The organism is Paraburkholderia phymatum (assembly GCF_038900715.1).
GTDB lineage: Bacteria > Pseudomonadota > Gammaproteobacteria > Burkholderiales > Burkholderiaceae > Paraburkholderia > Paraburkholderia phymatum_A.
Window position 1 is genome coordinate 68,417 of the sequence record NZ_JAYMRZ010000030.1, and the last position, 15,203, is coordinate 83,619.

Below are 15,203 nucleotides of genomic sequence, written 5' to 3' on the forward strand. Positions count from 1 at the left end.
CGCGTCGGTTTCTGTTCCCCGGGCCTGCTATGTGCCTGCTGTCGGGCCTGCTGCTGACCCGCGATCGGCGGATCTTGCGCGCGGTACGGCACATAGCCGCACCCGGCATCCGCAGACGATCAGAACGGCAGTTTCGCGTCCGCTTTCTCCGCGAGGATCACGCGGCGGAAATCTTCCTGGATGCGCTTGAGCGCCGCATCGTTGTCGGCCTCGAAACGCATCACGACGACGGGCGTCGTGTTCGACGAACGCGCGAGGCCGAAGCCGTCCGGATACTCGACACGCAGACCGTCGATCGTCACAACCTGATCGGCGTCCGGGAACTTCGCGCTCTTCTGCAGACGCGCGATCAACTCGAAGTTCTCGCCTTCCTGCAGCTTCAGTTGCAGTTCCGGCGTCGAGTGCGAGTTCGGCAGGCTGTTGAGCAGCTTGCTCGGGTCCTGCACGCGCGCGAGGATTTCGAGCAGACGCGCGCCCGTGTACAGGCCGTCGTCGAAGCCATACCAGCGGTCCTTGAAGAACACGTGACCGCTCATTTCGCCCGCGAGCGGTGCACCCGTTTCACGCAGCTTGGCCTTCACGAGCGAGTGGCCCGTCTTCCACATCAGCGGCTCGCCGCCCTTGTCCTTCACCCACTTCGCGAGATTGCGCGTGCACTTCACGTCATAGATGATCTGCGCGCCCTTGTTGCGCGACAGCACTTCTTCGGCGAAGAGCATCAGCTGGCGATCCGGATAGATGATCTGGCCGTCCTTCGTGACGACGCCGAGGCGGTCGCCGTCGCCGTCGAATGCGAAGCCGATTTCGGCGTCCGTTTCCTTCAGCGCACGGATCACGTCCTGCAGATTTTCCGGGTGTGCCGGGTCCGGATGGTGATTCGGGAAATTGCCGTCGATGTCCGTGAACAGCTCGACCAGTTCGCAGCCGAGCGCCTTGAAGAGGCGCGGCGCGAGACCGCCCGCGACGCCGTTGCCCGTGTCGACGACGATCTTCAGCGGCCGCGCGAGCTTGATGTCGCTGACGATGCGCTCGACGTACGCATCGGCGATGTCGTAGTCCTGATAGCTGCCGCTGCCGCTCTCGAAGCGGTTATCGGTGATGCGTTTGTAGAGCGCCTGGATCTGGTCGCCGTAGATGGCCGCGCCGCGCAACACCATCTTGAAGCCGTTGTAGTCGGGCGGATTATGGCTGCCCGTCACGACGATGCAGGAATCGACGCGGCGTTCGCCGCCCGCGAGCTTGAGCGGAACGCTGGCCGCGAAGTAACCGACGGGCGTGGGCACCATGCCGACGTTGACCACATCGACACCCGCCGCGCGCAGCCCATCGGACAGTGCCTGGATCAGCTCGGGGCCCGAAAGACGTCCGTCACGCGCGACCACGACGGCATCGCCGCCCTGCGCGCGCACTTCGCTGCCGAAGGCGCGGCCAATCGAACGGGCGGTCTCGGCATCGAGCGTCTTGCCGATCACTCCGCGGATGTCATATGCCTTGAATATGGATTGCGAGATCATGGATTGGCTCACTTACGTGCAATGGAAATATGTTCGACACGGCGTGGTCATGGCGCTGTGCCTTGCCGGAAGCGGTCCGGATACAACTTATAATTGCGCTTTTCAGCGACGCCTTACTGGCGCCATTCTAATGCTTAGACGCCCCGCGCTCACAAAGTTGCCGCATCGGAAGCTCGGCTGGGCACGCCAAAATACAGACAATATGCACCTCCCGTGCCCGCAGACAGCAGACAGACGACATGCGGATGCCGGCGCTTAAGCGTTTCGCGAACCCGGACGTCACGCGCGCTGTCGCAAACCTTGTCTGGCTTGGTCTCGAGCGTCTCACGCAGATCGGCGTCGCGATCGCGGTCAGCGGCGTGCTCGCGCGCTATTTCGGTCCCGACGTGTTCGGCAAGTGGCAATACGCCAATACGCTTTTGCTCGTGCTGTCGCCGATTACATGGGTTTGCGGCGCGGAAATCCTCGTGCCGACCATCGTCCATCGTCCGCCCGAACAGCTCGGCACCGTGCTCGGCAGCGCGTTCGCGTTGCGGCTCTCCGTGTCGGCGGCTGCGCTGCTGCTGACGTGGGCGGGTATTGTGGCGTGCACGTCGACGGGCATCACCGATCCGCTCGTCGGCGCGATGCTCGCCGGGCTCGCCGTCACGATGCTGTTTCGCGAGCCGCTCGTCGGCGTGATCAACGCGTGGCTGCAGAGCATGACCTACAGCAAGCCACAGCTCATCACGAGCATGACGACGGCCATCGCAAAGGCAATGCTCGTGTGGCTGCTCGTGCGCGCCGCCGCCGCGCCCGCGCGCTTCGGCTGGCTCTGGGCGCTCGAATCGGCCGTGATCGGCGTCGTACTGATCGCTTACTACGTGAAGCGGCATGGCGGCAAGCTCGGCTGGCGCGTGGACCGCACGCTCTTTCGCCACTTCGCGACGGCGGGCACGGTGTTCTGGCTCGGGCTCATCTGCATGTATCTGTTTTTGAAGCTCGACCGGCTGATGCTCGAACGCGCGATCTCGTTCGCCGATCTCGGGCGCTATTCGGCCGCGCAGCAGCTGAACGAGAACTGGATCACGCTCGCGCTGATGCTCGCGCAAACGCTCGCGCCCGCGTTCGTCTATCGCATCCAGGACCTTGCGCAACTGCGCCGCAATATGTGGCGGCTCACGGCGATGACAGCCATGCTGATGATCGCGGGCGCGTGCGTGCTCGATCTGCTTGCGGGCTTCATCATCCGGCGCGTGTTCGGGCCGAACTTCGAAGAAGCCGTCGATATTTTCCGCTGGGCCGTGTGGCTGTCCGTGCCGGCGGGCATCGAGGCGATCGGCAATCTGGTCGTGCTGAAGTATCAGGCGAAGTTCGTGTTGCTGTCGAAATGGCTGCTCGCGCTGGCCGTCGCGTGCGTCGTCAATCTGTTTGCGATTGCCCGCATGGGCGCGTATGGCGCGCTGGTCGGTCTCGCGGCCGGTTATCTGGCCGCCGCGTGCGTCAATTTCTATTACATCCGTTTCAAGCTGCGTCCATGACGTCTTCTTCATTCACGCCGCCCAAGGGCCCGGCCTCGCTCGACGATGTCGCCGTGCTGATGCCCGCCTTCAACGGCCAGGCCGACGTCGAACGCACCTTGGCCTCGTTCAGCGAGGACGCGCGCATCCACGTGCTGATCGTCGACGATGGCAGCACGCCGCCCATCGGCGCGCCCGCGTTGCCGAACATGTCGATCGAAGTGCTGCGCATGCCGAAGAACGGTGGCATCGAGCGCGCGTTGCAGGCGGGCATCGAAGCGCTCGCGGCGCGTGGCTTTCGCTACGCCGCGCGCATCGATGCCGGCGATCTGAGCGTGCCGCAGCGTCTTGCGAAACAGCGTGCGTATCTCGAAGCGAATCCGCGAGTCGCGGGTCTCGGCATGTGGACGCAGGTCGTCTCGCGCGACGGCACGCCGCTCTTCATGCTGACGCCGCCCGCCGAGCCGCGCGCCATCCGACGCGTGCGCTTTCTGCGCACGTGCTTCGTGCATCCGTCGATGATGCTGCGTGTCGATGCCGTGCTCGCCGTCGGCAACTATCGCGAGGCGTACAAGGCGGCGGAAGATCTCGATCTTTTTCTGCGCCTGATGGAACGCCACGACTGCGCGAATCTGCCGGAAACCGGCCTTTACTACGAGTTGAACGAAGGCGGCATCAGCGCGACGAAGCGGCGCCGCCAGATCGTATCGACGCTGCGTTTGCAGATGCAGTACTTCAACGTGCTCAATCCGTGCGACTGGCTGGGCCTTGCAAAGACGCTGCTGCATTTCGTGACGCCGTATCAGACGCTTCAGCGCGTCAAGAAGCGTCTCTATGCGCTGCGCGCAAGCCTCTAATCGCTGCTTCCCTTTTCTGTCCGCATCGCAAGCATGAAGCAACCGATCGAATCCGCCCGCGCACTGCGCATCTGTCTCGTGTGCAATACCGCGTTTGCGATCTATACGTACCGGCAAGGGCTGATACGCATGCTCATCGGACGCGGCGTCGAAGTGACCGTGATCGCGCCGCGCGACCGCACGTTCGATCTGCTCAAGGAGATGGGCTGCCGCTGCATCGAGTTGCAGGTCGCATCGAAAGGCACCAATCCGCGCGACGATCTGCGCACGTTGTGGTCGCTGTACAAGCTCTACCGGTCGATTCGACCGCATATCGTATTTCATTACACGATCAAGCCGAATATCTTTGGCACGCTTGCCGCGAAACTTGCAGGCGTCGACTCGGTTGCCGTGACGACTGGGCTGGGCTATGTTTTTATCCAGCAGAGTCGGGCCGCGCAAATCGCCAAGCTGCTATACCGCTTTGCGTTTCGCTTTCCACGCGAAGTATGGTTCTTGAATAAAGACGATCAGGCCGCCTTTCTCGATCAGAAACTGCTGGTGCATCCGGAGCGCGCGCGTCTGCTGCACGGCGAGGGCGTGGATCTCGACCAGTTTTATTTCGCGCCGTTGTCTAAGCGTGAAACCGCACGCGAGACATTTTCTTTTGTATTAATCGGGCGGCTGTTGTGGGATAAAGGCGTGGGCGAATATGTCGAGGCCGCGCGGCGATTGCGCGCGACTTATCCGCGTGCGCGCTTTCAGTTGCTCGGCCCCGTGGGCGTCGACAATCCGAGCGCGATCACGCGTGCCGAAGTGGACGCGTGGGTGCGCGAAGGCGTGATCGAGTATCTGGGCGAAGCGCACGACGTGCGTCCGCTGATCGAAGCCGCCGATTGCGTCGTGCTGCCTTCGTATCGCGAAGGCGTGCCGCGCACGCTGATGGAAGCATCGGCGATGGGCCGGCCCGTCATCGCCACCGACGTGCCCGGTTGCCGCGAATGCGTCGCCGACGGCGTCAACGGCCTGCTGTGCGATGTGCGCAATGTCGACAGCCTCGCGGCAACGCTCGCGCACATGCTCGACATGAGCGACGACGAACGGCGCGCGATGGGCGCGCGCGGTCGTGAGAAGGTCACGAAGGAGTTCGACGAACGCGGGGTCGTCGAGCGGTACAAGGATGTCATCCGGCAATTGACGGGCGTATCACTTTAAGGGAGCTCAGCATGACCACGAAGGGCACAATTCTGGTGACGGGCGGTGCGGGCTTCATCGGCTCGCATACGTGCGTGGAATTGCTCAACAGCGATTACGACGTGGTCGTGATCGACAATCTCGTGAACAGCAAGCGCGAGTCGATCGCGCGCGTCGAGAAGATCACCGGCAAGAAGATCGCGTTCTACGAAGCAAACGTGCGCGACGAGCCCACGCTGAACACGATCTTCGACCAGCACCCGATCACGGGCGCGATTCACTTCGCGGCGCTGAAGGCCGTCGGCGAATCGGTCGCGAAGCCGATCGCGTACTACCGCAACAACATCGACGGCCTGCTCGTGCTGCTCGACGTGATGCGCGCGCGCAATGTGAAGCAGTTCGTGTTCAGCTCGTCGGCGACCGTGTACGGCGTGCCGGAAAGCTCGCCGATCGACGAGACGTTCCCGCTGTCGGCGACCAACCCGTATGGCCAGAGCAAGCTGATCGCCGAACAGGTCCTGCGCGACCTCGAAGTGTCCGACCCGTCGTGGCGCATCGCAACGCTGCGCTACTTCAACCCGGTCGGCGCACACGAGAGCGGACTGATCGGCGAAGACCCGGGCGGCATTCCGAACAACCTGATGCCGTATGTCGCGCAGGTGGCCGTCGGCAAGCTCGACAAGCTGCGCGTGTTCGGCGGCGACTACGACACGCCGGACGGCACAGGCGTGCGCGACTACATTCACGTCGTCGATCTGGCGCGCGGGCATATCGCGGCACTCGATGCGCTCGTCAAACGCGATGCGAGCTTTGTCGTGAATCTCGGCACGGGCCAGGGCTATAGCGTGCTCGAAATCGTGAAGGCCTTCGAAAAAGCATCCGGCAAGCCGGTGCCTTACGAGATCGTCGCGCGCCGTCCGGGCGACGTCGCGCAGTGCTTCGCGAATCCGGCGAAGGCGCTCGACGTGATCGGCTGGCACGCGCAGTTCGACATCGAGCGCATGTGCGTCGATCATTGGCGCTGGCAGGCGCAGAATCCGCGCGGGTTCGAGTAAGCGCGAACATACACAGATTGCGCGCATGAACGGATCGCTCCGCTGCGATCCGTTCCACCTGTTTTTTCCACCTCTTTCCACCTCCTTCCGCTACCTCTTCTGTGCACCGACGCACAGAAATTCCCTCCCTCCGATGCTTCAATCACCGGACATGACGGGCGCTGCGGCATCCGCTTTGGCCCGGCGTCCCCGGAGGGAAAATGAATGTCATCGCAGAAGCGTCCGCCAACGACGCCCTTAGGCACGAGACGCAGCCCGCTTGCATCGTCCAGCCCGTCGTGCTGGCTGGAGGCTCGGGCACGCGTCTGTGGCCGCTGTCGCGCGAGCAATGCCCGAAACAGCTGATCGGCCTGACGAGCGACGAATCGTTGCTCGAAGCCACGTTGCGCAGAACGAAAGGACTGCGCGTGCCCACATCTGATCTTCCCACCCGACATGTCGTGAGGACGCAGCGGGCGCTCGTCGTCTGCAGCGAAGAACTGCGGCTGCCGACGCGCGAACGGCTCGAACGCTGCGCGTGCGAATCGCGCGTCGTGCTCGAACCCGCGCCGCGCAATACGGCGCCCGCGCTGACGGTCGCCGCGCTGGCCGCGCTCGCCGACGCGCCGCAAGGCGAAGACCCCGTTCTCGTCGTGATGCCCGCCGATCATCTGATCGTCGATGACGCCGCGTTCGTCGCAACATTGCAGCAAGCCGTCCAGCATGCGCTGCGCGATGCGATCGTCGCGCTGGGCGTGCCGCCCGAGCGCGCGGAAACGGGCTATGGCTACATCAAGACAGGCCTGCCCGCCGACGCGCGCGGCGCACGGACCATCGAGCGCTTCGTCGAAAAGCCCGCGCAGGAAACGGCCGAGCGTTATGTCGCGTCGGGCGAGTACTGGTGGAACAGCGGCATCTTCGTGATGCGCGCATCGGTGTGGCTCGCGGCCATCGCATCGTGCCGGCCCGATATCGCGGCCGCATGCCGCGCGGCGTATGACAACGCATGCACCGATCGCGACGGCGCATTGCTGATCGACCGCGCCGCGTTCACCGCATGCCCGAGCGACTCGATCGACTACGCGGTGATGGAGCGCATCGGCGACGATCTGAAGCTGACGGGCATCATCGTGCCGCTGACGGCGGGCTGGTCCGATGTCGGCGCATGGGACGCCGTCTGGAGCATCAGCGCGAAGGATGCAGCGGGCAACGTCGCGCGCGGCCGCGTGCTGCTGGAGCGCGCGAGCGACACGTATGCGCATTCCGAAGGGCGCCTCGTCGCGTGTGTCGGCGTGACGGGCGTCGTGGTGGTCGAGACGGCCGATGCCGTGCTCGTCGCCGCGAAAGACCGCGTGCAGGACGTCAAGGCCATCGTGAACCGGCTGAATGCCGCGAAGGATACGGAAGCGAAGGTGCATCGCAAAGTCGAGCGGCCGTGGGGCTGCTACGACTCGATCGATCGCGGCGACCGCTTCCAGGTCAAGCGAATTGTCGTGAAGCCGGGCGGGCGGCTATCGTTGCAGATGCATCATCATCGCGCGGAGCACTGGGTCGTCGTGCGCGGCACGGCGCGCGTGACGCGCGGCGACGAATCGTTCCTGCTCACTGAAAACCAGTCGACCTATATTCCGCTCGGCGTGCAGCACCGGCTGGAGAATCCGGGCAAGACACCGCTCGAGATCATCGAGGTGCAATCGGGCGGTTATCTGGGCGAAGACGATATCGTGCGGTTTGATGATCAATACGGGCGTGCGGAGAGTTGAAGGCCGAACGGCGCTCGGTCAGGACTTTCGTTCTCGAGCAAGCACCGCGCCCTCATTCGGCGGCAAGCACACGTGCTATGCCGCCTGCAGGAGATCACGCACGAGCTGGCCCGACACGTAATGCGGGCCGTCGAAGAGATAGACGCGATACCCGCGATACGCGAGCAATTGAGGCGCCAGTTCTTCCGCAGTGGCAGGCCGGAATGCGTCACCCATGGCCGGGCGGAAGGCTTCGGCGATGATCCGGACACGTTGCTTGCCGAGACGGGCCGTCAGCGCGTCGGCATAGGCGCGCGCCGCCGACGGGCCACGCGCATAGACTCCACACCCGTCCTGCATGAATATGCCCACGTCCTCGGGCAGCCACCCGTCCAGCCATGTAGCCAACGCAGCACCACCGATATTCGAGTTGTCGTAGACACTAATCCACAGCGGTCGCGGCAGCCTGGCGAGCAAAGGGCCAAGGGTCGCGGCACCTTGCCAGGTCGGATCGACTTCGACAGGAAAATAATATCCGGCAAGATGGACAGGCGGCCGCCAGGCCGCCAGCTTCAACGACTGCGCAACGAGCCGCGCCACCTCCGCGCGCGCCGTGGTCTCGTCGAAACGTCCCGCGAGACCGACGATCACGTTGCGCGCCCAGGGCTCGCCGGCGATGCGCGTCCAGTCAGGCATGCGGCCAGACGTTTTAAGGCCAGCCTTTTCGCTCTGGCTGGCTGCGCCCGGCAAAAACGAAATGTCGTCCACGGCCGTCCATTGCACGAGCAGGTCCGTGACGCCCAGGCGATCCCAGTCGCCGAACGGGTCGAGGTGATCTCCGTCCGGTTGCCAGACTACTCCTTGAGCGAGTGCGTCAGCCTGATCGGAACGCAGAGCCGAGCAGCTGTCAAGCAGGGCCGCGCACAAACCGGCAGCGAGAAGCGTGCGCCGGCGAGGCGACGCGAGCGTAGTCGTTTCATCCATGAAGCTCGTTGAGTCACGCATTGGCCTGGAACGAAGACTTGAAGTGATGGTTTCGATAATCCTGGACCAAACGAGCGCGATCGGTCTTGAAGTTCGCGGAAACGGGCAACGACTCGTACGTCAGCAGTTCGGACGGCACCATATAGGAAGGCAGACGAACTGCCAACTGGGCTCTCCAGTCGAGCAACGCACCGGGCAATGTTCCCTCGGCGCTGCCCGTCGCAACGAACGCAACGATACGCATCACTCTGCCGTCCGGCCGGCGCAATGCCACGGCCGCAGCGCTCGAAACGCCTTGCAATGCGCACAGTGCAGCATCGATCTCCGATAGTTCGATCCGGTAACCGCCGAATTTGATCTGATCGTCGATGCGTCCGTGGCAGAACAACAGGCGATCGCCGTCGACAGCGCCCAGGTCTCCCGTGCGGAACGCACGCTGGCCATCACACATGAACATGCGAGCGGCGTTCAGGTCGTCGCGATTGAGATAACCGCGCATCACATGTGCGCCCGCGATGCATATCTCGCCGGCATCGACGAACACCTTTGCACCGCGCTTCGCGTAACCGACAGGCAAACGCTCATATTTGCCGAGCACGGTATCGTCGACGACTATCCAGGTCGTCGCGACCGTCGCCTCGGTCGGTCCGTACGTGTTAATGATGCGTGCAGCCGGAAAGCGCTGACGCAACTGCCTCACAAGCTCGACGGACAGCACCTCTCCGCAGAACAGGAACGTATTCAGCAAGGGAAGCTCCGTCTGCGAAAAGCGCAGATCGAGCAGTTGCTGTTGCGCGAACGAGGGCGTCGATACCCAGGTGGTCACGCCGTATTGCGCCAGTTTGCCGAGCAGCCCTCCTCCGTGCGCGGCCAGCGCTCGCGACGCGAGCACCACCGTGCCACCCGTCGCAAGCGTCCCGAATACTTCATACATCGACAGGTCAAAGCTGAACGGCGCCTGGTTGAGGAACACGGGCGTATCGCCGAGCGTGAAGTCCTCTGTCATCCATTTCGCCAGATCCGCCACGCTTTCACGGCCAATCTGGACTCCCTTCGGCTCGCCCGTCGTACCCGAGGTAAACAGCACGTAGGCGAGATTCCTCTCCCGCAAGGATCGCGGGACGAACATGGCAGGATCGGTGATCGCGTGCTTGCCACTCACGGTCAAAAAGCGATCGCTCTGCGCGTCGAAATAGATCTGGGCGCCGAGCGCGCGCGCGATGCGCTCCATGCGTTCATCGGGATAGATGGTGTCGACGGGAACAAACGGTGCACCAAGCAGCAAAGCCCCGACCATCGCGACGAAAAACGACGCCTCTTTGTGACCTCGCACCATCAACGGCACGTCTTGCGCAAAGCCATGCGCACGCGCCCGTTCGACCCACTCGCGCGCCTGTGCAGCCAGTTCGTGCCAACGCAGCGCGCGGTCCGAACCGACTACCGCCCACGCTTCGGCGCGCAGGTGCTCGTCGACAAAGCGATTTGCCGTCAGGTCGAATCGCATGGCGCGCCTAGCGTTGAGACGCGATGAATGCGGCAAGCGCATTCACGGAACTCAGATGCTCATCGATTTCGCTCGGCGGAATCCTCGCGCCAAATTGCATCTCGACGCCCATCACGATTTCGACGGCCAGCACCGAATCGACCAGGTCCGATTCCAGCAACGGGACATCGCCGTCGACGGGACGCTGCACGACGGATTCGACCAACGCCGCGACTTCGGCATGCAGGGTTTCATTTTGAGTCATGTGTGATCCTTCAAGACCTGTGTCGACAATCAGAACTGGAAGTAGAGAAAGCGGACCTCGCCGTGCAACTGCGCCAGGCAGACGGCCAGCACGCCGAACATGACGAGCGTCCATCGCAACGAGGGCCGCCAGGCGAGAGCCGACGGCAAACGCTCCGCAGCCCGCTCGAGCGCGGGGGAAAAACGGCCCATCAGTTGGTGCGAATTCGGCATTCCCCAGGCGATCGCAAGCAGTACGCCAAGCTGCAACGCGAGCGTCGAGCGGCCCATGACGAGATGCCACCCATCGAAGACGTCCATGTTCGCCGTGCCCCATGCCGGCCATTCGGGCGATTCGATGCCGTGCAGCCCTGCCATACCCTGCAACAGCGCGAGCGCATCGCCGACGCCATGCGCGCGGAAAAACGCAAACGCGACGAGCACTGTCGTGAAGGTCAGCAACACGTTGCCCACATGGCGAGCACGTTCTCCGAAGCCGCCCTTCGATGCCGTACCCGTCGCCGACGGCGCGGCGGCGCGCCTCGCGCGATACGCGTGATTCACCGCGAGATACGTCCCATGCAGCAGACCGTAGATCAGGTACTGCCAGCCCGCGCCATGCCACATCCCCGCCAGCGCCATCGTGTAGAAAGTTGGCACGGCAACTGTGCTCAGAAAACCACTCAACGAGCGCTGCGCGTGACGGCCGATGGGCAGCCCGCGCGATGCGCGGCTACGGTTGATCCGCATCGCCATCGGATAGTAGAGGTAAGCGGTGAGATAGCGCGTGAGCGTCATATGCCAGCGCTGCCAGAAATCGATGATGCTGGCCGCCTTGAACGGTGAATTGAAGTTCAGCGGGAAGCGTACGCCGAACATCTTTGCGAGTCCCATGGCCATATCCGAATAGCCGGAAAAATCGAAATAGAGCTGAAGAGCATAGGCAAGGCAGGTTGCCCATGCTGCCAGCCACTGAAGCTCGTGAGGTGCGGCAAATCCCGCATCGGCATACGGAGCGATGGTGTCGGCCAGCAGCACTTTTTTCGCCAGCCCGATCGTGAACATAAAGGCGCCGACCGACAGATTTTCCGCGCGCAGCCGGTAGGTCTCGGGCTGCGCGAAATGCGTCATCATTTCCTTGTGATGCAGGATCGGACCCGCGATCAGATGAGGAAAGAAGGTCACGAATTGCATATAGCCGAGCGCATCGCGTTCCTTGACGATGCCCGCATTGCAATCGAGCAGATAGCCGATTTGCGTGAAGGTGAAAAACGAAATGCCGAGGGGCAGAACCACATCGTGCATGCCCTGTGCGAGCCAGCCAGCGGGAACGATGCCACTCGCGTGTACGAGCGCGGTCAACAGCGACGCCAGGTATTTGTAGCGCACCAGCAGTGCGAGATCGGCGATGATCGCGAGATGGAGCAGCCAGCGGCGGCGCGCCGAATTCACGGGTGCTGCGGCGATCACGTGGCTCATCGCATAGTTGAACGCGATGGAACCGAGCAGCAGGCCAACGAAGGCAGGGGTCCACCAGCCATAGAACACAATCGAAACACCGCACAGCCATGCTGCTGCGGCGCGCGGCGTGCGCCGGCCGAGCAGATAGTAGCCAGCGAGCGCGGGCGGCAGGAATAGCGTGAGGAAAATGAACGAGTTGAAGAGCATCGGTATCAGTCCTGTTTCGTCCCGTCCCCGGCGACAGGCATCGATAGTGCGTCCTCCGACATCTCCCAGATCAGGACGCGCACGCTCCTCGGCCAGTTGGACCGATCACGCCAGACCGCGCGCAGCGCCCGATCGAACTGCCCATCATCCAGGCTAACGTTCCAGACTTCGCTGCCCAGCTGTTCGCCAAGGCGCTCGGCAAACGCGCTGCGGCGCGAGAACGAACTGCCTGCGAGCAGCACTTCTGCGTCGGGACCATCGTCGAGCAGACCCAGGTTGCGCTGCACCTGCAGGGTTTCCGCCGAGACGACGTCGGGCGCGGGACGCCATGCGTCGGGCACGGCGTCGAGATCGGCGAGCATCAGCAGATCCCCGACTCGCGGCGCAGCGGGCGCCGTCACATGGAAGTAGTGAGTATTACCACGCTTGCCGAGCATCTGAAGTGCTGCCGCGGCAACCGCCTGCGCCGCCGCCTGCGCGCCGCGCGCGTTCCAGTGCACGTCGGTATGAAAATACGCGGGACGCGCGGCCTGCAAGACTGGCAGCAGCTCGACATGCGCGACCCGGCTTTCGTTCAACGCCCGGTTCCACGCGCTCATGCGCTGCGTCATCAGGGCATCCTGGCGCAGCCCGCATAGCGCTTCGCTCTCGACGCGCGCCTTGTCAGGCACGGTGACGACGAGCAGCTGGATACCTGTGCTGCGCAGCGCCTCGGCGTACCGGTGCATCGTCGCAATACGTGCATCCATCAGGTCGTCGCCGTCGTGGGCGTCGTCCCTGTGCAGCGGCCCATGCAGGCCATCGGCAAAGAACATCCAGCCCGGGCAGCCCTCGCGCACCTGCGGTCCGAGATCGCCGAGGAGCCGGTAACGTGCCGCCGCCTCCCAGCGATGCAGCGTGCGCGCATACGGCACGGAGATCATGCGATCGAGCCTGCGGCCAAGACTGCCGTCGCGCCAACCGGATGCATCCAACGGCGTACCACTGCGCGACTGCGCAACCAGCGACGCCAGCGCGCCCGCGCAGCCGATGACGAGTATCAAAGCGACCAGCCACGCGATGCGCCGATGCGCATGCTGCGTGTCGAGTTGCTGCGCGTGTGCCTGTCCGCTGGCGCCCACCGGCCACGCCGTCTTCTGCGCGTTGCTTCCCTCAGGATGACTGTACGGCTCTCTCATCATGCCAGGGCTTTCGTGACGCGCGCAAGAAACGCATCGTCGGACATGACCGAGGTCGCGTCCCATTGCCCCGCGGAAGCCGGCAGATTCATCATCTGCCCTTCGTTGAACTGCCAGACGATCGCCTGCGGCGGACTCCCTTTGAATGCAGGCGACTCCAGATAGTTGAGCAGCGTCTTCCACGGGCCGGTGTCGCCGAACGTCCACGTGAGCCCGACCTGGCGGTCGATCACACGTGACAGCGCCTGTGGAAAGCCGAGATACGGCTGCACCATGCTGTTGCCGACCACCTGGACGACGGGCGGTTCGCCATCGACAAGTGTCTTCGCCGCTACCACGGTGCGCACAATGAAGTGGTCCTTGCCGATGGCCTTCTTGCGTTCCGGCGGCAGCAATGTCGCCAGATCACCATAACGGACTTCTTCCTTCCAGTTGCCAAGCCGCGCGCCGCCGCTGCCGCCCTTCAGCGCGTCCGCCGTCAGATGCGAGGCGACGGCCGCCGCGACCGCTTCGGCGGCGTGCCCGCTCCAGTGATAGTCTGCGCGGATGTACTTTTCCTGCGCAGGATCGACGCCCGCGATCGCGCGTACGGAATCGACCATCTGCAGGTCCAGCGAGGCGGCATGCGAGCGCATCGCGTCAAACCGCGCCTTGACACCGTCGGACATCGCCACGCCGTCCGGCAGGTTCTCCTGGCACGAACGCGCTTTCAACGGCGCCACCACGACGACGCTGCGAATGCCTCGCGCGGCCAGCTTCGCGGCCGTCTGGTGAATCAGGTCGAGCGCCTTTGTACAAGCTTGCGTGGCATCCTCGGTCAGGCTCTCCCAGCCAGGGTAGAGCCACAGGTTGCGCCCCTCGATCACGCTCGTCTGGCCCGCCGCCAACGCGCGCGCCGGCACCGTCGAGAGTCCGCCGAGAAGCGGTGCTGCGGCGAGTGCCAGCAGCAAACGCCGCCGGCGCTCGTCAAGAGCAACTGGTTGCGCCGACATCCGCATGATCGGACGGCCGGTGTCAGTCATTACTTGCAGTCTCCGTGACGCATACAAGGCATGGGTATGCCGGCATCGATGCGTGCGGCTCGCTGCCCGCACGCGCGTCGAGCGCTTCCGGCTTGTCGATCGATCAATGGGTAGCAGGCGGCCAGGCCAGCACATCGCGCGCGCCGCTCAATACCGGCTTCGCAGCGTTCCCGTTCACGAACAGGCTGTAGCTGTCTCCGGCGGCAAGCATCGGCAACGGCAGCGGCGCGCTGATGGCCTTGCCACACTGTCCCACCAGTTTCACGTCAAGCGGGTTGATTGCGCGCGCGTCCTGCGTGCCGCTCGCGACACGTGCGAATACAGTTGGGCCGTCACCGTCCACGCTGATCGTTGCGGCGCAGCCCGGTACAAAGTTGAACACGCGCAGCGTAGCCTTCAAACCGTTGGCGCGTCCATAGCGCGCAGCGACCGGCGTCCCGTGCCAACCCGATGCGTCGCGGCGCAGCGCCACGGTAATCGCGTCGCCAGGACTGGCGTCGCCTGAAGCCTCCCTGAGCAGCATGCCGTCAACCGTCACGCGTAAAGGCGTGCCTCTGGCCACCACGCTAAAGCGCGTCGCCGCCCCCGGTGCAAGTGTCCGCGGCGTGTCGCTGCCCGCGAGCGCAACGCGTACGGCCTGCGGCGAGAGATTGAGCAAGCGCAGATAGGAGGCATCCTCAGGCGGCTGTGGCCCGTACAGACTCGCCACATCGTTGGCTGCCGCGCACGCGGCGCCCGACGACAGCAGCACCGCCAGGACCACGACGGCTTTACTTCGGATACCCGCGATTCTCTTCATGTCATCG

The 15,203-nt window shown here is 63.9% G+C and carries 13 protein-coding genes; 5 read left to right on the top strand and 8 right to left on the bottom strand.

Annotated elements, in window-relative coordinates; all coding sequences use genetic code 11:
• Positions 1–119 precede the first annotated feature (119 nt).
• Positions 120–1,514: a phosphomannomutase/phosphoglucomutase gene (locus VSR68_RS36890; protein WP_342944461.1), complete on the bottom strand. Its 1,395-nt coding sequence runs from the start codon at positions 1,512–1,514 to the stop codon at positions 120–122.
• Positions 1,515–1,759: 245 nt separating this feature from the next.
• On the opposite strand from VSR68_RS36890, the gene VSR68_RS36895 reads away from it, so the two are divergent.
• The 5 genes from VSR68_RS36895 to VSR68_RS36915 all read left to right on the top strand — a co-directional run bounded on the left by VSR68_RS36895 (position 1,760) and on the right by VSR68_RS36915 (position 7,840).
• Entirely contained in the window at positions 1,760–3,034 is a 1,275-nt protein-coding gene (locus tag VSR68_RS36895) for a lipopolysaccharide biosynthesis protein (RefSeq protein ID WP_342944462.1), read from the top strand.
• Positions 3,031–3,870, top strand: coding sequence for a glycosyltransferase (locus VSR68_RS36900; protein ID WP_342944463.1), 840 nt, complete (start codon positions 3,031–3,033; stop codon positions 3,868–3,870). The genes VSR68_RS36895 and VSR68_RS36900 overlap by 4 nt, the downstream gene beginning before the upstream one ends.
• A gap of 33 nt (positions 3,871–3,903) precedes the next feature.
• Complete coding sequence (locus tag VSR68_RS36905) at positions 3,904–5,064, top strand: glycosyltransferase family 4 protein (protein ID WP_342944464.1); 1,161 nt, start codon at positions 3,904–3,906, stop codon at positions 5,062–5,064.
• A gap of 11 nt (positions 5,065–5,075) precedes the next feature.
• A complete protein-coding gene (gene galE, locus VSR68_RS36910) occupies positions 5,076–6,098 on the top strand; it encodes a UDP-glucose 4-epimerase GalE (RefSeq protein WP_342944465.1) in 1,023 nt (340 codons plus the stop codon).
• 200 nt (positions 6,099–6,298) lie between these two features.
• Complete coding sequence (locus tag VSR68_RS36915) at positions 6,299–7,840, top strand: mannose-1-phosphate guanylyltransferase/mannose-6-phosphate isomerase (protein ID WP_342944466.1); 1,542 nt, start codon at positions 6,299–6,301, stop codon at positions 7,838–7,840.
• Between the two features lie 75 nt (positions 7,841–7,915).
• On the opposite strand, the gene VSR68_RS36920 is transcribed toward VSR68_RS36915, so the two are convergent.
• From VSR68_RS36920 to VSR68_RS36950, 7 genes are all read right to left on the bottom strand, one after another.
• Positions 7,916–8,803, bottom strand: a complete 888-nt coding sequence (locus VSR68_RS36920; protein WP_342944467.1) for a hypothetical protein — start codon at positions 8,801–8,803, stop codon at positions 7,916–7,918.
• 13 nt (positions 8,804–8,816) lie between these two features.
• Positions 8,817–10,307, bottom strand: coding sequence for an AMP-binding protein (locus VSR68_RS36925; protein WP_342944468.1), 1,491 nt, complete (start codon positions 10,305–10,307; stop codon positions 8,817–8,819).
• Positions 10,308–10,314: 7 nt separating this feature from the next.
• Positions 10,315–10,551, bottom strand: a complete 237-nt coding sequence (locus VSR68_RS36930) for an acyl carrier protein (protein ID WP_342944469.1) — start codon at positions 10,549–10,551, stop codon at positions 10,315–10,317.
• A gap of 29 nt (positions 10,552–10,580) precedes the next feature.
• Complete coding sequence (locus VSR68_RS36935; protein ID WP_342944470.1) at positions 10,581–12,197, bottom strand: MBOAT family O-acyltransferase; 1,617 nt, start codon at positions 12,195–12,197, stop codon at positions 10,581–10,583.
• A gap of 5 nt (positions 12,198–12,202) precedes the next feature.
• Positions 12,203–13,378 (bottom strand): alginate O-acetyltransferase AlgX-related protein, encoded by a 1,176-nt coding sequence (locus tag VSR68_RS36940; protein WP_342944471.1) that lies wholly within the window; start codon positions 13,376–13,378, stop codon positions 12,203–12,205.
• On the bottom strand, positions 13,375–14,397 hold the full coding sequence (locus VSR68_RS36945) for an alginate O-acetyltransferase AlgX-related protein (protein WP_342944472.1): 1,023 nt from the start codon (positions 14,395–14,397) through the stop codon (positions 13,375–13,377). The genes VSR68_RS36940 and VSR68_RS36945 overlap by 4 nt, the downstream gene beginning before the upstream one ends.
• 103 nt (positions 14,398–14,500) lie before the next feature.
• Positions 14,501–15,196 (bottom strand): alginate O-acetyltransferase AlgF, encoded by a 696-nt coding sequence (locus VSR68_RS36950; protein WP_342944473.1) that lies wholly within the window; start codon positions 15,194–15,196, stop codon positions 14,501–14,503.
• Positions 15,197–15,203 lie beyond the last annotated feature (7 nt).